The organism is Alicyclobacillus fructus, assembly GCF_017329605.1.
Taxonomy (GTDB): Bacteria; Bacillota; Bacilli; order Alicyclobacillales; family Alicyclobacillaceae; genus Alicyclobacillus; species Alicyclobacillus fructus.
This window is the reverse complement of the sequence record NZ_JAFMTY010000012.1, coordinates 1-17,423: the sequence shown is the minus strand read 5'-3', so window position 1 is coordinate 17,423 and position 17,423 is coordinate 1. Positions and strand designations below refer to the sequence as shown.

Genomic DNA, 17,423 nt, shown 5'->3' with positions numbered 1-17,423 from the left:
CATGCCGAACCCTGTCCAGAATTCTCGAAAACTTTCCCGTTGACGCAGACGTCGTTTGACAAAATCTGCAGTTCTGCCTGCCCTATAATGGCCATACACATGGATGAAAGGGGACGGATGTATGGTCGGAAAGCGAACAAGGAGCGGGTCCAATTCGTCACCTGCGGAGCCGAACCGGGTGTCCCGCTCCACACCTGCCTCTCGTTGGGCCTGGAGGGCTTGGCGCCGCGCGTTCCTCATCAGCGCGCTGGCCTTCCTCCTGGGTCGCGCCTCCATCGATCACGCCGTGGCGCCGTTTGCCCTCGCCTACTACGCCGTCGTGATGGCGCTCGCTGGGGAGCGCCGCGCGTGGCCCGCGTATGCCGGCATTCTTGGCGCGTTCACCACGAGCGTCGAGGGGGGGCTCGAACTCGCTGCCGCGATCGTGCTGTACAAGCTCGTCCATCGGGTGATCTTCCGGCGCAGGACCGCGGACATCATCTGGGCGCCCGTCGTCGCCGGCGCCGTGGGCTTCGCCGTCCACCTGGCCACGTTCGGGACAAGCCTGACCTTCGCCGAGGCCCTGCTCGCGTTCAGCCAAGGTGCCCTGGTCACCATCTTAGCGCTCATCTTCCTCCAGTGCATTCATCTCTTCCTCGGACAGGAGCTTTCGCGCACGCTCCGCTACGAGCAGGTGATGAGCGTCGTCATCCTCATCGCGTCCGTCATCATGGGCTTTGACGGACTCGCCATCCGCGGCGTTCCGCTTGCGCTTGTGGCCATCGACTGGATTGTGCTCGTTCTCTGCGCGACAGGCATCGGCCCGGCGGTGTCCGGCGCGGTCGCCATCAGCATGCTGTCGCTCCTCAGCCACCAGGCGTCGCTGATGGAAGTGGCGGTGCTTGGTTTCATCGCGCTCATCTGTGGGCTGATGCGGGAGGCCAACCGGTTCGCGGTGGCCGCGACGTTTGTCGCGGGCGTCGGGGTGCTCACGCTCGCGTACGCCCACGCCTATGCGCCGCTGTTGGTTCAGATGTCGGCCGCCGCCGCCGCCTCGGTGCTGTATCTCATCACGCCGCGCAGCCTCTTCGCGGAACTGCGTTCCTTTGTGCCAGGGACGCCTGAACATTCCGCCGACGAGCGCTCCAGGGCGGAGCGGGTCCACGCGCTGATGACGGAAAAGATCCACGAAGTCAGCCAGATCTTCGACGAACTGGCCGACACCTTTTCCGACGTGAGCGGCAACGACTACCGCCTGATGCGCGATCTCGTCACGCAAACCATTCAAAAGACGCGCGACAGCGTCTGTTCGCTGTGCCCGCGCCAGACCCTCTGCTGGGGGCGTGAGATGCTTCAGACCTACAACGCCATGAAGCACACGCTCACCAACATCGAGTCGGCGCACGGCCGGCGCGCGGCGCCGACGCCGGAACTGCGAGATCGCTGCATCCGGCTCGATCCCATGATGAGCACGCTCCGGTACAACCTCGATCTGACGCACCGGGACTACAAGTGGCTGAAAAAGATGATGGAAGAGAGAAAGCTCGTGGCGCACCAGCTGGCGGGGGTGGCGGAGGTCGTCCGGGCCATCGCGAAGGAACTCGAGATGGAGCAGAAAACGCTCCTGTCGGATCGCGAGAAGATTGTGAGCGCCCTCGAGGAACTGGGTCTCTACGTGAACGACGTGCGCATCATCAGCCTCGAGCCGGGGCGGGTCGAGATCGAGGTGGTTCAGCCTTCCGAGAGCGCGCACGAGACGTCCGCGCGGATGATCGCGCCCTTGTTGTCGGGCATTCTCGGCGAACACATCACGGTTGCCAAGCTTCACGTGCCGCCGCACGGCGGGCCCTGCACGGCGACGTTTGCCTCGGCGCGCCAGTACCAGGTGCAATCCGCGGCCATGGCCATCGCCAAGGACGGCCGGCCCGTCTCCGGCGACACGCATACGGCCGTCGATCTCGGCAACGGCCGCTACGCCCTCGCCATCTCGGACGGCATGGGCAACGGCGAGCGCGCGAAGCAGGAGTCGAAGTCGGCCATCGATCTCTTGAAGCGGCTCATGAAGGCCGGATTCGACGAGAAGCTCGCCGTTCGCACCATCAACTCCGCGCTCGTGCTTCGCTCGCGCGAGGAGATGTTCACCACGCTCGACATGGCCGTGATCGACCTGTTTCACGCCAAGTGCGAATTTCTGAAGGTCGGCTCGGCGCCGAGCTACATCAAGCGCGGCCAGGAAGTCATCAAGGTGACGGGCAACAGCGTGCCCATCGGCATCCTCGAGGAGATCGAGATCCAGACCATCGAGGTGCAACTCCTCCCGGGCGACGTGCTCATTCTCGTCTCGGACGGCGTCTATGACGCGGCACCGGAAGGAGCGGAAGACGACTGGATTCAAGCCGCGCTCGCGCAGATCCGCTCCACCGATCCGCAGACGCTCGTGGACGAGCTCGTGGCCATGGCCGTCGAGGCCGGGCACGGCAAGGTGCGGGACGATATGACCGCGGTGGCGGCCGTGATCGAGCGGTATCAGGAGCAGTGGGCGGCCATCCGGCTGCCGAACGTCCCGAGCCTGCGATCCACCGAGCGAAAGCGCCGCATGGCGTGATCGCGCCGCGCAACGGATTCTATCAAGCTTTTGGGAATGAAACCGTTCCACCTCGGCGATACTGCGACTAGCAAGTTTCGCGGAGGTGGATTGTGTTGTCCAGGGAAGCGACCATCCGGCAGATTCTTGTCATCACGGACGGCTGTTCGAACATCGGGCCCGATCCCGTCGAAGCCGCGCGCCGAGCGCACCGGCACGGCATCGTGGTGAACGTCATCGGCATCGTGGGCCGCGGCGACGCGGGGGAACAGGGCTACAACGAGGCGCACTCCATCGCGGACGCAGGCGGCGGCCTGTGCCGCATCGTGCAGCCGACGGATATCTCGGCGACCGCCCAGATGATGACGCACCAGACCATGCAGATGACGCTTCAGCAGGTCGTGAATCAGGAGCTTCTCGCCGTCATGGGCAAGTCGACGGAGGATCTCCCGCCCGCGGAGCGCGCCCGCGTCATGCAGGTGGTGGAGAAGCTCGAGGACGAAGTTGCGCTCGACCTCGCCGTCTGCCTCGACACGAGCGCCAGCATGCGCGACAAGATTCCCACGGTGCGCGAGGCCGTGCGCGATCTCGCCCTGTCGCTGAAGGTGCGATCCGGTCCGCTGGCCGTCGCGGTCCTCGCCTTCCCGGGCAAGGGAGAGGAGGCCACGCGCCTCGTGCAGCCGTTCTCCTCCGAGGTCAACGTCGCCGCGCTCGAGGCGGAACTCGTGGCGCGAGGCGGCACGCCGACCGGCCCGGCCATCGATCACGCGGCCGACCTTCTCCTCTCGCGCGTGCGTGCGGCGGAGGAAGACGGACCGCGGCGTGAGTTCGGATGACGGTTTCCACTCGCCCGCTCGCGCCAGGCACATGGGTGGTGGGCAAGTGGACCCATCGGCGCTGGCGCATTCGCGGCGTGCTCGGCACGGGCGCCAACGGCATCGTGTACGCGGTCGAGCGGGACGACGGGCTTCCTGGCGCCATGAAGGTGTGTGAAACGGCGGGCCAGGTGGCGTTCGAATGGTCGCTCTTGAACCTGGTCCGCGGGCCGGGATCGCCCTTTCCCGCTCCTCAGCAGATCGACGATTCCGACCGCCCCGGCGCGCGCTACTTTTACGTGATGGAGCGCATCTCGGGCCGGCCGCTCGACAAGGCGTGGCCGGCGCTCGCGCCCGCCGCGCGCAAAGAGGTCATGCTGCGGATTGTCGAAGGGCTCGCCGCGCTGCACGCCACGGGGCACGCGTTCTGCGACGTCAAGCCGCAGAACGTGCTCGTCCAGGAGGCCACTGGCCAGGTGCGCTTTGTCGATCCCGGCGGCGTCACGCCGTTCGGCAAAGCGGTTCGGCAGTTCACGCCGACGACGGACGGCGCCTTTTTCGGGCTCTGCGATCGCCGGGCAAGCGCCCTGTACGACGTCTTCGCCGTCATGCTGATGGCCGTTTCGCTCGAGGCGCAGTGGCCCGCGACGCTGTACGATCTCCCGCCTGAAAGGCGGCGAGAGCTGCTTGGCAGAATGGTCGCGGACAAGATGGACGGCGCTTGGCGGCCCGTCTGGAACCGCGTGCTGCGGCGCGAGATTGGCGATGCCCCTTCGCTTCGCGCCGCCATTGCCGCGGTGCGCGTGAAGGACGAACCCAAAACGGGCCATCGCGACTGGACGGCGACCTTCATGTGGGCGAGCCTTGCGAGCGCCGTCGTCTCCACCGCCTGCGCGTGGGCCCTCTACCTCGGGCTTCTCTGAGCGCCGGCTCTCTGGGGGGCTTCGGCGGGCCGCCGCGCTCTGCTACAATGGACGTGGAGTCAGGCTCCGGCCGCGCCATGCGGCCAAGATTCGGAAACGGCGGGACGATTCTTGGGGCCATCGCGCAATCTTCTCACGCATGTTCTGGCTTTCTTCCAACAACATCGGCTTGAGACCGCCCATGTGGTGATCGGCGTCTCCGGCGGCGTGGACTCGATGGTGCTGCTGCACCTGTGTCGGCGCGCTGCGGAAGAGGCGCCGCGTGCGCTGGGCGGTTTTTCTGTGGTTCACGTCCACCACCATCTGCGCGAGGCGGCCGATCGCGACGCGGCCTTCGTGGAACGCTACTGCCGCGATCACGGGATCCCGTGCGAGCTCGTGCACGTGCGGGTGGTGGACACTTGCGGAGAGGGTCTGGAGGCGGCGGCTCGGCGAGCGCGGTATGAGGCGCTCGCCGAGCGGGCGAAGGCCAAGGGCGGCGTCATCTTCGTCGCGCATCACGCGCAGGACGAAGTGGAGACGTTTGTCATGCGCCTGTTGCGCGGGGCGGGCCCCGGCGGCCTGGGGGCCATGCGCCCCGAGGCGGAGTGGAACGGCGTTCGCGTCCTGCGCCCCCTGCTTCGGGTGGAGAAGGGCGAGATCGTCCGCTACGCCGAGATGCACGGCGTGCCCCACGTGGAAGATGAGACGAACGAGGACGAGCGGTTTTTCCGCAACCGCATTCGCAAGGTCGTGATCCCGGCGCTTCGCGCCGCCGATCCTCACGTGGATCAAAAGGTCCTCGCGGCCCTGGAGATGCTCTGGGCCGAAGACGAGTACATGCGAGAGGCTTCGCGTGAGGCTTTGGCCCGCCTCGCTCCGCAGAGGGAACAGGGCGGAATCGCTTTTTCCGCCAGCCGGCTTGGCGAATTGCACGTTTCTTTACAACGCAGGGTGATTCACATACTATTGAATTGTTTCTCTGCGCGCGAGTGGACGTTTGCCCACGTGGAGGCGGTTCGCCGCTTGGCGCTCTGCGGCCCGGCTTCTGGCGAAATCCACCTCGCGGCGGACGTACGGTGTGTGCGGTCCTATGACCATTTGTACATAGGCCACCCGCCGAGCGCGATGCCCGCGCCGACGACGCGGGTGGCGTGGGAGCTCGATCGGACGGCCGAGGTGTGCGCCGGAGAGGGCGACGAGCGATGGCGGTTTCGCCGGCTGCGCGTGAATCGTCCGGCGTCCGCCCGCATGCCGTCTCTCTGGTGGCTGATGCTGCCCGCCGACGTGTCGAACGTCGGGATTGCCGTGGGGATGCCGACGAGCGCGCGGGTGCGGCTGTTCGGCGGGCATGGGACCAAGAAGCTGCAGGACGTCTTCACCGACGCCAAGGTGCCGCGGGCCTTGCGCGCGCGCTGGCCTGTTTTCCTTGTAAACGGCGAGATCGCATGGATTCCCGGTCTCGTGCGATCCGGCGCGCACCTGTGGCGCGGCGGGCCAGCGCATGTCATCCGTGCGCGGCCCCCGGAGGCCGTTCGCGGCGCCTTCGGCGGCTGGTGAACGCCGGCGGCCGAACATTTCACAGCGGATATGGGGAGGCACTCATGCATCCTGATCTGGAGCGTATCCTGTTCGATGAGGAAACCTTGCAGGCCAAGGTGGCCGAGATGGGGGCGACGCTGAGCCGAGACTACGCGGGGAAGACGCCTCTTCTCATCTGCATCCTCAAGGGCGCGGCGCTGTTCATGGCCGATCTCGTCAAACGCATCGACGTGCCTGTCGAGATCGACTTCATGGCCATTTCAAGCTATGGCCAGTCGACCAAATCGTCCGGCGCGGTCCGCATTTTGTACGATCTCGAACGCCCGGTCGAGGGGCGCGACGTCATCATCGTGGAGGACATCGTGGACACGGGGCTCACACTCGCGTACCTGCGCGACACGATGATCCGCCGGCAGGCGGCGAGCGTCAAAATCGTGTCGCTGTTCGACAAGCCGAGCGGGCGCAAGGTGGACATTCAGCCGGACTACTACGGCTTCACGGTGCCGGACGCGTTTCTGGTCGGCTACGGCCTCGACTACGCGGAGCGGTATCGCAATTTGCCGTACGTGGGCATCCTCAAGTCTGACATCTATGCGACAGGTTGACGCGCGTCTCCCTGGCGGGCGTCTTTCTTGCTAGGAACGCCCATCCTGGTATGGTACAATAGTCGCGCCGTAACCGAGAGGAGGTAAGGCATGAACCGTTTTTACCGGAGCGTTGTCCTGTACGTGCTGATCCTGTTCGTGCTGATCGGCGTACTGAGATACCTCACCGGCCCTGAACAGGTTCGCGGGCCGATTCCATATAGCCAGTTCATCCAATATGTCGAGCACAACCAGGTGACGGGCACGCTGCAGGTCACGCCCGACGGCCTCACCGCGACCATCGACGGGACCCTGAAAAACGGCGAAAAGTTCGAGACGAGGGCTTTGTACGACAACAACCTGGAGCCCTTTCTGCAGAGCCACAACGTCTCCTTTAACGTCATTCCGCAGCCGCGCGGAAGCGTGTGGCTCTCGCTGCTCGAACAGGTGGTTCCGTTTGCCTTCCTCTTCATCCTCATGTTCCTTCTGTTTAATCAGGCGCAGGGCGGCGGCAACCGCGTGATGAATTTCGGCAAGAGCCGGGCCCGGATGTACACCGAGGATAAGCGCAAGGTCACGTTCGCGGATGTCGCGGGGGCTGATGAGGAGAAGGCAGAGCTTGAGGAGATTGTAGAATTTCTGAAAGATCCGAAGCGATTCACCGCCCTCGGCGCGCGCATCCCGAAAGGCGTGCTTCTGGTGGGACCTCCTGGAACCGGTAAAACGCTCCTCGCGCGCGCCGTGGCGGGCGAAGCAGGGGTGCCGTTTTTCAGCATCAGCGGCTCCGACTTCGTCGAGATGTTCGTCGGCGTCGGCGCTTCGCGCGTGCGGGATCTGTTTGATCAGGCGAAGAAAAACTCGCCCTGCATCATCTTTATCGACGAGATCGACGCCGTGGGCCGCCACCGCGGCGCGGGGCTCGGCGGCGGGCACGACGAGCGCGAGCAGACGCTGAACCAGTTGCTCGTGGAGATGGACGGCTTCTCGGCCAACGAGGGCATCGTGATCATCGCAGCCACCAACCGGCCGGATATCCTGGATCCGGCGCTGTTGCGCCCGGGGCGCTTTGATCGGCAGATTGTCGTCAACCGCCCGGACGTGAAAGGGCGCGAGGAGATTCTGCGCGTGCACGCGAGGAACAAGCCGCTCGCGCCGGACGTGAACCTCGAGATCATCGCGAAGCGGACGCCGGGCTTCACCGGCGCGGATCTCGAAAACGTGCTGAACGAGGCGGCGCTGCTCGCGGCGCGCAAGAAGCAGAAGGAAATCACCAACGCGGACATCGACGAGGCCATCGATCGCGTCATGGCCGGGCCGGAGAAGCGCAGCCGCGTGATGAGCGAGAAGGAGCGGCGCCTCGTCGCCTTCCACGAGGCGGGGCACGCGGTGGTCGGTTTCTTTCTCCAGCCGGATCGCACCGTGCACAAGGTCACCATCGTGCCGCGCGGCATGGCGGGCGGTTACACGCTGAGCCTGCCGAACGAGGACCGGTACTTCATCACCAAGCAGCAGATGCTCGACGAGATCTGCATGACGCTCGGCGGGCGGGTCGCGGAGGAGATTGTCTTCGGCGAGATTTCGACGGGCGCCTCGAACGACCTGGAGCGCGTCACGAACATCGCGAGGCAGATGATCACGGAGTACGGCATGAGCGACAGGCTCGGCCCGCTGCAGTACGGCAGCCGGGCGGGCGGGGCCATCTTCCTCGGCCGGGATCTCCAGGGCGAGCCGAACTACAGCGATCAGGTTGCGTACGAGATCGACCAGGAGATGCGCGAAATCGTCGAGACTTGCCACGAGCGAACGCGGCGAATCCTGACGGAGAAGCGCGAGGCGCTCGATGCGCTGGCGGAGCGGCTCTTGGAAAAGGAGACCCTCGACGGCGAGGAAGTGAAGGAGATCCTGGAGCGGTATCGGTGAACAGGGGCCTGAGACCCCAAGTGGAAAGCGGGATGCACCACGGACGTGGCGGCGTCCCGCTGTTCGTTTTGAGGCAGGACGACGCGCCGATACGAGCGGGGCCTGATGTCGACAAAAGGCGCGTTGCGGCCGGTCGGGGCAGGTGGCCTGCCAGCCGGTCCAGCACCGTCGCCTTGCGCTCAGCTCGTCACGTTGAGCGCGGGATAGTAGGCGGATGGATCGTCGTTTAGGAAGTAGTTCACGGTGTACATCGCCGGACCCACAATTTCCTCGCCTCGGACGCCGCCGCGCTCCAGCACGGCTGCCACCTGGATGAGGTCGTTCAGGTATCCGCTCGGCTGCTTGAACTCCGCGTACACGTTGCAGGTGGCGTGTGGCGGGATGAGGAAGCCGGCGCTCGGGAGCGGTTTGACGTTGGGAGGGTAACCGCCTCGAAAATTCTCTTGATTCAGCTCGAAACCCGTCTTCGAGAACTGAAAGCCTCCCGCGGTTTCAAGGCCGAGGAGCCGGATAGGGGCGCCGGACGAGTTGACGAATTGCATGTCGAAATCATGCACGGTGTTCGCGAGCTCGCCGGATTCGCCTCCAGGTAGGATGCGGATGTCGAGCCACGAAACCGGACGCTCTGCGACGCGGGTGTACGCCTTGCCGAGATCGAACGATTGCTCGCCGTTTGCAAGATTCACGTGAAGGCGGACGGGCTCGCCCTGATACTCGCCCGCCGCGCGCACGGTCCAGAGAAACAGATATTGGTAGAATTCGGGGGTTTGACTCGCTTGCATGTGCACCTTCGCGACAGGTTGGAGCGCGTTCGATTCGAGCGTCGCACCGCGGAGTGCGAGCCGTTTTTCATTGTGCGGGTTGGTGATATCGACCTGCAGATTGACCGTTCCTCCGGGAGCACTCACGACGGAGTACAGCCATTTGTTGTAGACGGTCCAGCGATCCGGCGGTGCACTCGAATGCCCACAGCCTGTGGCGAGGCTTGCGGAGAGGGCGACGACAGCGGCACAGGTCCAGAGATGCCCGCGGTTCACGCGACTCCTCCTTATCCGAACGGTTTACGTGTGTTATACAATTCGCTCGCGCGCCGCGCATGAGTCTTCGGGCCCATTTTGGGCTGTCGATCGGGGAACATGCGGATGTGCGCGGGCCGCAAGGAAGTAATGGAGATTCTGGGACCGAATTGATGAAGGCAAAAATGCAGGAGCGGGATGCGCCAAGGACGTGGCGACATCCCGCTTTCCCTTTTGATGAGGCCGCAGTGCGCGGCGCAGAACGCTCCGTCGATCCCCGCGCCGCCTTGCGCTCAGCTCGTCACGTTGAGCGCGGGATAGTAGGCGGATGGATCGTCGTTTAGGAAGTAGTTCACGGTGTACATTGCCGGACCCACAATTTCCTCGCCGCGGACGCCGCCGCGCTCCAGCACGGCTGCCACCTGGATGAGGTCGTTCAGGTATCCGCTCGGCTGCTTGAACTCCGCGTACACGTTGCAGATGGCGTGCGGCGGGATGAGGACGCCAGCACTCGTGAGCGGTTTCGCATCTTTTGGATAGCCACCTGGAACGTCCTTGCTGTTCATCGTGTAACCGACCTTGGAGAACTGAAATCCTCCCGCGGTTTCAAAACCGAGCAGGCGCACAGGCACGTCCGACCGATTTGCGAATCGAAAGTCGAAGTAGTGCGGGTCCGTCACGTAGTCGGGCTGTCCCGCTTCTCCGCCAGGCAAGTAGGGGAGCGCGAGCCAATCGACGGGGTGCTCGACGACGCGTGTATATGCTTTGCCGAGAGCGAACGACTGCTCTCCGCTTGTAAGACGAATGGTGACTCGGACGGGAGCTGCCTGGTACGCACCAACCGCGCGGGTATTCCAAAGCAAAGCGTACTGATAGAACGTTTTTTGCTGACTCGTTTCAATTTGGAGTGGCGCAATGGGTTTGAGTGCGTCCGTAATCAGCTCGGCCCCGCGGAGTTGCAATCGTGAACCGGTCTGCGGATTGCTGACGTTTACCTGTATACTTACGGGACTCACGCGGGTTGTAACGAGAGAGTAGAGCCACTGATTGTACACCGTCCAGCGATTGGGTGGGTTGCTTGCGTGTCCGCAGCCCGCGGTTGTTCCTGCGACCAGAGTGGCCGAGAGTAAGAATGTTGATAAACGTCTCATGTGTCTCATGTATTTGTCACATCCACATGACGATATTCAAAATTGTTCCATCTGTATGCGATGCAGGTAACAGGGGAGCCGACTGGGTATGTTGGTCCAGGGTGATTGACCACGTATTCCTGTTGATATACGTTTTTGCACACGTTATCGTTTCTCCACTGAATTTGATACTTGCGTCCGCTGGGCACTGAAACTTGATAAGAGGCAGACTCGGTGTAACTCACTGAGTATGTGTACCCAGTACCTACATTCCATCCAACGCTCCCTGAGATTTCAGTTGCCGATACATAGATTTGGCCTGTTACGCCATTGGATACGGATATGGATTGTGAAAATTGCAAGATGCCTGGCCCCCATCCCACAGGCCCATTATTCCAAGGTCCAGCTGACGTGAAGGACGGACCTACACTGGAGACATGCCACTCATAGGTGGGGTTCGAGTCTTGTGGACTTGCATCTGCATTTGCCACCAGTGGCGAAAGCACCGTAGCGAGCGAAGCTACACCAGTGATGACCTTCGTGAGAACGCTGACATAAAACTTCGACTGAGGCATCCGATGGTTCACTCCCTGTTGACCAGAATTGCTTAACATTTTAGAGGTCAAGAACATAATCCGCATGAGTCGTAAGACCTATCTTTGAGCACGCATTGTGCAGGCTTTCATATCGTTCAAGAAAGCATTCAAGTGCTTAGAGTAAGGTATTATGATGACGAACACGCTTGTCAGCAGGATCCGGGGCACCTCGCCTTGAATGAAGATAGGGTGTTCGGCTCAACAGGGATAGGACATGCGGAGGGATGCGCCCCGTGAGGTGGGTGGCCACACAATACGTAAAACCGAATTCGATTCTGGCACAGCGCGTGCCGGACAAGCGGGGGCGCACCCTGCTGGCGCGAGGTGTCGTGTTGACGGACAGCCTGATTCGCAGGCTGATCGAACTTGGCGTGCGAGCGGTGTGCATCGAGGACAAGGCCACCGAAGACGTCGTGGTTCGGGAAGTGGTGCAAGAGGACACCAAGGTGCGCCTCTTCGGCATGACCTACGATACGCTCCATGAACTCGCGGTCACCCAGTTTGCTCCCCATGTGCGGGCGTTTCAGATTCGCAAGATGTTCACGCCGGTGGTGGAGGACGTGATCGACGAACTCCGCTCGACCGGGGCGGCCGCGGACCAACTGAGCACGGTCTACGTGCAGGACGGAGAGCTGTTCCATCACTCGGTGAACGTGATGTTCTACGCGGTGACGCTCGGGCTGAAGCTCGGCATGAATCGGCAGGACCTGATCGATCTCGGCATCGGCACGCTTCTGCACGACGTCGGCAAGCTGCGGCTGGATCGGAAAATTCTGCAGAAGCCCGGCCGGCTTACGGACGAGGAATTTCGCATCATTCAGCAACACGCGCGAATCGGGTACGATATCCTGATGAAGCAAGGCGACATCTCGGCGCGATCGGCCGTGATCGCCCTTCAGCACCACGAGCGGCTGGACGGCACGGGCTATCCGGATCGGCTCGTGGGCAGGGACATCCACGTCTTCAGCCAGGTGGCGATGGTTGCGGACGTGTACGAGGCGCTCACGGCCAACCGCGTCTATCGGCGGGCGTTCTTGCCGCACGACGCACTCGCCATCTTGGAGAACGACACGGCAACCGGCAAGCTCCCCAAGCAGGTGATGGAGGCGTTTCTCACGACCGTGTCGCTGTATCCGCTTGGCATGTCGGTCCGGTTGTCGGACGGCACGTTGGGCGTCGTCGTGGTGCCCTCGGCGCGCAATCGGCAGTATCCCGTGGTGCGCGTCATCGAGGATGCCGATGGCCGCCCTGTGGAACCGTATGAGATCGATCTCGCCGCCTCGATGGACGTGCACATCGTGACGTGCGAGGCGTGAGATAAGGCGGCGGGCTCGTCTGCCCGCCGCGCGGGGGGAATGGACATGACGAAAGACCGCGTGATCCGTGCCATGGCGCGGGAAGGGCGCGTGCGAGTCATCACCAGCCACACCACCGAGCTTGTGCGCGAGCTCGCGAGGCGCCACCACACCTGGCCGGTGGTCACGGCGGCGCTGGGGCGCACGGCCTCCATCGCCGCGATGATGGCCTCTCTGCTCAAGAATCACGAGTCCATCACGGTCAAGATCGAAGGAGACGGGCCGATTGGCTATTTGGTGGTGGAGGCGTTGCCGTCCGGGGACGTGCGAGGATATCCTGGCAATCCGCACGTGCACCTGCCGCCCAACAGCCAGGGCAAGCTGGATGTCGGCGGCGCCATCGGGCGTGGACACCTGTATGTGGTGCGAGATACGGGGCTGAGATCGTACTACACGTCGTCGAGTGAGCTCGTCTCGGGCGAGATCGCGGACGACTTCACCTATTACTTCGCGACTTCGGAGCAGACGCCCTCCGCGGTGGGTGCCGGCGTGCTCGTCGGCACGGACAACGTCCCCATTGTGGCGGGTGGCTTCCTCATTCAACTGATGCCGGGGCATACGGACGAAGATGCGGCCTACGTGGAGTCGCGCCTGGCGGAGGTTCCGAGTGTTACGGGCTTTTTGGAGAAGTTTCCGGCCGCGGACTCGCTCCTGTTCAAGCTGTTCCCGGACGCGCATATCCTAGCGATGCAGGATGTGCGCTTCCGCTGCAAGTGCAGCTATCCCCGCCTGCGCGATGTCCTGTTGAGCCTCGGCAAGGAAGAACTCCGCGCCATCCGGGACGAGCAGGGTCAGGCCGAACTCACGTGCCACTTCTGCGGCAACGTGTACACGTTCGGGCGCGAGGCGTTGGATGACATGATGGCCGAGATCGAGCGGCAGGAGGTGGCGGCGCCGTGACCGTCGTCATGGGCATTTTGAACGTGACGCCGGACTCGTTTTCGGACGGCGGGCGTTACCTCGATCCGGACGCGGCGGTGGCGCGGGCTCTGGAGATGGAGGCGGAGGGCGCGGGCGTCATCGACATCGGCGCGGAGAGCACGAGGCCCGGGCACACGCCGCTTTCGCCCGACGAGGAGTGGCGCCGGCTGGAGCCGGTCCTCAAGCGGCTTGCCGGGCGGCTGCGCGTGCCCATCTCCATTGACACGTACCACGCCGAGACCGCGCGCCGCGCGGCGGCTTACGGCATCGCCGTCGTGAACGACGTCTCCATGTTGCGGGACCCCGACATGCCCGCCGTCGTGCGCGATCACGGCCTGCGCTATGTCCTGATGCACACCCGGCATGAGGTTTTGCCCGGGCTTCCGGTCTCCGCCATGGTCGAGGAACTCCGCAGCCCGCTCGCGCGGCTGCTCGAAGCGGGTGTGCCCGCGCGGGATATCATCGTGGATCCGGGCATCGGATTCGGCAAGACGCGGGAGCAGGATCTCGCCTGCCTCGCCGAGATCGCTCGGTTTCGGGACCTCGGTTTCCCCGTGCTCGTGGGCGCCAGCCGCAAGCGCGTCATCGGCCACGCGCTGGGCGGCGTCCCGGTGGGGGAGAGGCTCGCCGGATCGCTCGCCGTCGTGGCGCACGCGTGCACGGCGGGCGTCGCGTACGTGCGCGTCCACGACGTGCGCGATTCGGTGCGCGTGGTGCGCATGATGGAGGCGATCCTGGCGCATGGCGACCGGTCCGCTTCATGACGCGTACATCGGGGCCGGATCGAACGTGGGGCGCAGGATCCATTATCTCGGCCTCGGCATCGACGGGCTGAAACAGCTCGGCGACGTGGTCGGTGTGTCGAGCGTGTACGAGACCGCGCCCGTGGGCTACCTGGATCAGGGCGATTTTCTGAACCTGGCCGTCCACCTGCGCACATCCCTCTCGCCGCACGAGCTTTTGCGCGGGCTGCTTGCCATCGAGGCCCGGGCCGGGCGAACGAGGGACGTCCGCTTTGGCCCCCGTACGCTCGATCTCGACCTGCTCCTGTACGACGATCTCGAGCTCGATCATCCGGATTTGACGCTGCCGCACCCGCGCATGTGGCAGCGGGCGTTTGTCATGGTGCCGCTCGCGGATCTCCATCCCAACGGCCTCGCTCCGACGGGCGAGACGTGGGCCGATCTCGCGGCGCGCCTGCGAAGGAAAGACGAGGTGCATGAGGTTGGACGCTTTTGGTAGGCGGCTGCGCGCCTTTCGCAAGCTCAAACAGATGACCCAGGCCGATCTCGCCCGCGCTCTCGGCATAAGCCTCGCCACCATCGGCGGGATCGAGCGAGGCACCCGCCAGCCGACGCCCGATCTCGCCTCGGCCATCGCGAGCGTCCTCTGTGTCGACGAGGAGGAGCTGTACGGCCCATCCAGAGCCGATGGCGCCTGGGGCGAAGGCGCGGAGCGCGAAAGGGACGGACATCCCGGCGAGGAGGATGCAACGCCGCCGGGGTGTCAGGGCGCGATCGTCCATTGACAATCTGTGGGGCCCTCTCTATAATGGCGCATAGATCCGCGAGTGACGGTTCCGTTTTCCGGACAATGGTATCCTCGATGGCTCGAAGCGCGCGTGCTGCCAGCGATGGCATGCACGCTTCTCGCTATTCCAGGAGCCTTGAAGCATCGACTGGGAGCAAAGGAGAGACAGCCATGGCAGATAAAGAAGTGTTGCTCACGCCCGAGGGCCTGCGAAAGCTCGAGGAAGAGCTCGAGCTCTTGAAGAGCGTCAAGCGGCGCGAGGTCGCGGAGCGCATCAAGGTTGCCATCAGCTACGGAGATATTAGTGAGAATTCTGAGTATGAAGACGCCAAAAACGAGCAGGCCTTCATCGAAGGCCGCATCATGACCCTCGAGAAGCAGCTGCGCAATGCGCGCGTCATCAACGAGGACGAGGTCGACACGAACGTCGTCAGCATCGGCTCGACCGTCAAGGTTCTGGATCTGGATCTCGACGAGGAAGTGGAATACACCATCGTCGGCTCCGCCGAGGCCAATCCCGCGGAGAACAAGATCTCCAACGAGTCGCCCGTGGGCAAGGCGCTCCTTGGCAAGCAAATCGGCTCCACGGTGGAAGTGAATGTGCCCGCCGGCGTCATCAAGTTCAAAATCCTCGAGATCAAACGGTAAGCGTATTCCGCGGCAGAGCGCCCGGCTTTTGACATTCGGTTGTGCGGACGAGGTCCATGCGCCTCGTCCCTTTCCATGTCTGGCGAAGACCCGGCGAGCCGGCAAGCGGCCGAGTGGCTTCGGGCGCCAGCCTCCGCTCGCCCTGGTTTGCAACTTGCGCCGTTTTGTCGAATGATGATACAAGAAACGCCGGGCGGACGAGCCCGGCCAACCTTCCTGAGGAGCGTGTCGGTTTGGAAGAGCAAGAGCTGATTCAACACCGGATCGAAAAGATGAATGCCCTGCGCGAGCGCGGCATCGATCCCTTCGGCGGCCGTTACGAGGTCACGCATCACGCGGCCGATATCCATCGGTTCGGCGAAGGCAAGAGCCAGGAGGAGCTCGAGCGCGAGGGCTTGCGCGTGCGTATCGCCGGGCGCATGATCGCCCGCCGCGGACACGGCAAGGCGACGTTCGCCGTCCTGAACGACGTCACGGGGAACATCCAGATCTACGCCAAGTACGACGTCCTCGGCCCCGACGCGTATGACACGTTTCAGCACCTTGTCGATCTCGGCGACATCCTTGGCGTCGAGGGCACGGTGTTTCGCACCAACCGCGGCGAGATCACCGTGCTCGCCGAGCAGGTGACGTTTCTCACCAAGTCGCTCCGCCCCCTGCCCGAGAAGTGGCACGGCCTGAAGGACGTCGAGACCCGCTATCGCCAGCGGTATCTGGATCTCATTGTGAACCCGGACGTGCGTCAGATCTTCATCGCCCGCTCCCGCATCATCCAGGAAATCCGGCGCTTTCTCGATCAAGAGGGCTTCCTCGAGGTCGAGACGCCGACCCTGCACACCGTCGCGAGCGGCGCGCACGCGCGCCCGTTCACGACGCACCACAACGCGCTCGACATGGATCTGTACCTGCGCATTGCCATCGAGCTGCACCTGAAGCGGCTCATCGTCGGCGGGCTCGAGCGCGTGTACGAAATTGGCCGCGTGTACCGAAACGAAGGTGTCTCCACGCGCCACAATCCGGAATTCACCATGCTCGAGTTGTATCAGGCGTACGCCGACTTCCACGACATCATGGATCTCACCGAGAACATGGTGCGTCACGCGGCTCAGGCCGTGATCGGCAAATTGCACATCCCGTATGGCGATCACGTCGTGGACCTCGAGTCGCCCTTTAAGCGCGCGCACATCGCCGATCTCGTCCTGGAGCACACGGGCGTCGACTTTCGCGCCGTCTCGTCGGACGAAGAAGCGCGCCGCCTCGCGTCGGAACACGGCGTGAAAATCGAGCCGCACATGACCTACGGGCACATCCTGAACGAGTTCTTCGAGCAGCGCGTCGAGGACAAGCTCATTCAGCCGACGTTCGTGTATGGCCATCCCGTCGAGATCTCGCCGCTCGCCAAGAAGAACGCCGACGATCCCCGCTTCACCGACCGGTTCGAGCTGTTCATCGTCGGCCGCGAGCACGCGAACGCCTTCAGCGAGTTGAACGATCCCATCGATCAGCGCGAGCGCTTCTTGGCGCAATTGCGCGAGAAGGAAGCGGGCAACGAGGAAGCGCAGGCGCTTGACGAGGACTTCCTGACGGCGCTGGAGCATGGCATGCCTCCGACGGGCGGCCTTGGCGTCGGCATCGATCGGCTGGTGATGCTGTTGACGGGCCAACCGTCCATTCGCGATGTGCTGTTGTTCCCCCTCATGCGCGAACGCCAGGACGATTGAGCTTTCGAGCCGTGTGAGATGGCGGGCCGGAACGCGCCCGCCACGCGCATGGTGAAACAAAAATTTCCTTGTGCGATCCCGCTTGACAGGCAGGGGGCAGGGGTGATAGTATCATTCTCGCCGCCCGCGAGGCGGCGCGAAAGCCGCGGGATACTGCGGGGTCGCTCCTTGAAAACTAAA

The 17,423-nt window shown here is 63.6% G+C and carries 15 protein-coding genes; 13 read left to right on the top strand and 2 right to left on the bottom strand.

All coding sequences use genetic code 11. The features are described 5' to 3' along the window. The first annotated feature begins 121 nt into the window (after nt 1-121). The 6 genes from spoIIE (at nt 122) to ftsH (ending at nt 8,326) form a co-directional block, all read left to right on the top strand. On the top strand, nt 122-2,584 hold the full coding sequence (gene spoIIE, locus J3481_RS07660) for a stage II sporulation protein E (protein ID WP_206831467.1): 2,463 nt from the start codon (nt 122-124) through the stop codon (nt 2,582-2,584). A 95-nt stretch (nt 2,585-2,679) separates the two neighbouring features. Further along, on the top strand, nt 2,680-3,399 hold the full coding sequence (locus J3481_RS07655; RefSeq protein ID WP_206831466.1) for a vWA domain-containing protein: 720 nt from the start codon (nt 2,680-2,682) through the stop codon (nt 3,397-3,399). Beyond that, on the top strand, nt 3,396-4,301 hold the full coding sequence (locus J3481_RS07650; RefSeq protein ID WP_206831465.1) for a protein kinase domain-containing protein: 906 nt from the start codon (nt 3,396-3,398) through the stop codon (nt 4,299-4,301). The genes J3481_RS07655 and J3481_RS07650 overlap by 4 nt, the downstream gene beginning before the upstream one ends. Before the next feature lie 111 nt (nt 4,302-4,412). Next, a complete protein-coding gene (gene tilS / locus J3481_RS07645) occupies nt 4,413-5,840 on the top strand; it encodes a tRNA lysidine(34) synthetase TilS (RefSeq protein ID WP_206831464.1) in 1,428 nt (475 codons plus the stop codon). Between the two features lie 44 nt (nt 5,841-5,884). Further along, on the top strand, nt 5,885-6,427 hold the full coding sequence (hpt, locus tag J3481_RS07640; protein ID WP_206831463.1) for a hypoxanthine phosphoribosyltransferase: 543 nt from the start codon (nt 5,885-5,887) through the stop codon (nt 6,425-6,427). Between the two features lie 90 nt (nt 6,428-6,517). After that, on the top strand, nt 6,518-8,326 hold the full coding sequence (gene ftsH, locus J3481_RS07635; protein WP_206831462.1) for an ATP-dependent zinc metalloprotease FtsH: 1,809 nt from the start codon (nt 6,518-6,520) through the stop codon (nt 8,324-8,326). A gap of 179 nt (nt 8,327-8,505) precedes the next feature. Here ftsH and J3481_RS07630 read toward each other — a convergent pair whose 3' ends face one another. Further along, on the bottom strand, nt 8,506-9,363 hold the full coding sequence (locus J3481_RS07630) for a hypothetical protein (protein ID WP_206831461.1): 858 nt from the start codon (nt 9,361-9,363) through the stop codon (nt 8,506-8,508). Nucleotides 9,364-9,635: 272 nt separating this feature from the next. Next, nucleotides 9,636-10,304 carry a hypothetical protein gene (locus J3481_RS07625; RefSeq protein ID WP_236011391.1) on the bottom strand — a complete coding sequence of 223 codons (669 nt, stop codon included), beginning with the start codon at nt 10,302-10,304 and terminating at the stop codon, nt 9,636-9,638. Nucleotides 10,305-11,292: 988 nt separating this feature from the next. Between J3481_RS07625 and J3481_RS07620 the strand changes: the two genes are divergently transcribed. The 7 genes from J3481_RS07620 to lysS all read left to right on the top strand — a co-directional run bounded on the left by J3481_RS07620 (nt 11,293) and on the right by lysS (nt 17,243). Continuing rightward, entirely contained in the window at nt 11,293-12,384 is a 1,092-nt protein-coding gene (locus J3481_RS07620; RefSeq protein WP_236011390.1) for an HD-GYP domain-containing protein, read from the top strand. 45 nt (nt 12,385-12,429) lie between these two features. After that, a complete protein-coding gene (gene hslO, locus J3481_RS07615) occupies nt 12,430-13,323 on the top strand; it encodes an Hsp33 family molecular chaperone HslO (protein WP_206831459.1) in 894 nt (297 codons plus the stop codon). Next, a complete protein-coding gene (gene folP / locus J3481_RS07610) occupies nt 13,320-14,108 on the top strand; it encodes a dihydropteroate synthase (RefSeq protein WP_206831458.1) in 789 nt (262 codons plus the stop codon). The genes hslO and folP overlap by 4 nt, the downstream gene beginning before the upstream one ends. Further along, on the top strand, nt 14,086-14,586 hold the full coding sequence (gene folK, locus J3481_RS07605; protein WP_206831457.1) for a 2-amino-4-hydroxy-6-hydroxymethyldihydropteridine diphosphokinase: 501 nt from the start codon (nt 14,086-14,088) through the stop codon (nt 14,584-14,586). The genes folP and folK overlap by 23 nt, the downstream gene beginning before the upstream one ends. After that, nucleotides 14,564-14,872, top strand: a complete 309-nt coding sequence (locus J3481_RS07600; protein ID WP_206831456.1) for a helix-turn-helix transcriptional regulator — start codon at nt 14,564-14,566, stop codon at nt 14,870-14,872. The genes folK and J3481_RS07600 overlap by 23 nt, the downstream gene beginning before the upstream one ends. 173 nt (nt 14,873-15,045) lie before the next feature. Next, complete coding sequence (gene greA, locus J3481_RS07595; protein ID WP_067850152.1) at nt 15,046-15,522, top strand: transcription elongation factor GreA; 477 nt, start codon at nt 15,046-15,048, stop codon at nt 15,520-15,522. 233 nt (nt 15,523-15,755) lie between these two features. Further along, complete coding sequence (lysS, locus tag J3481_RS07590; protein ID WP_206831455.1) at nt 15,756-17,243, top strand: lysine--tRNA ligase; 1,488 nt, start codon at nt 15,756-15,758, stop codon at nt 17,241-17,243. Nucleotides 17,244-17,423: the final 180 nt, after the last annotated feature.

Bases quoted from the DNA above. Each gene is read 5' to 3' on its own strand.
- hpt (WP_206831463.1), top strand. From the start codon at position 5,885: ATGCATCCTGATCTGGAGCGTATCCTGTTCGATGAGGAAACCTTGCAG.
- J3481_RS07620 (WP_236011390.1), top strand. From the start codon at position 11,293: ATGCGCCCCGTGAGGTGGGTGGCCACACAATACGTAAAACCGAATTCG.
- spoIIE (WP_206831467.1), top strand. From the start codon at position 122: ATGGTCGGAAAGCGAACAAGGAGCGGGTCCAATTCGTCACCTGCGGAG.
- greA (WP_067850152.1), top strand. From the start codon at position 15,046: ATGGCAGATAAAGAAGTGTTGCTCACGCCCGAGGGCCTGCGAAAGCTC.
- J3481_RS07650 (WP_206831465.1), top strand. From the start codon at position 3,396: ATGACGGTTTCCACTCGCCCGCTCGCGCCAGGCACATGGGTGGTGGGC.
- ftsH (WP_206831462.1), top strand. From the start codon at position 6,518: ATGAACCGTTTTTACCGGAGCGTTGTCCTGTACGTGCTGATCCTGTTC.
- hslO (WP_206831459.1), top strand. From the start codon at position 12,430: ATGACGAAAGACCGCGTGATCCGTGCCATGGCGCGGGAAGGGCGCGTG.
- J3481_RS07600 (WP_206831456.1), top strand. From the start codon at position 14,564: ATGAGGTTGGACGCTTTTGGTAGGCGGCTGCGCGCCTTTCGCAAGCTC.
- folK (WP_206831457.1), top strand. From the start codon at position 14,086: ATGGCGACCGGTCCGCTTCATGACGCGTACATCGGGGCCGGATCGAAC.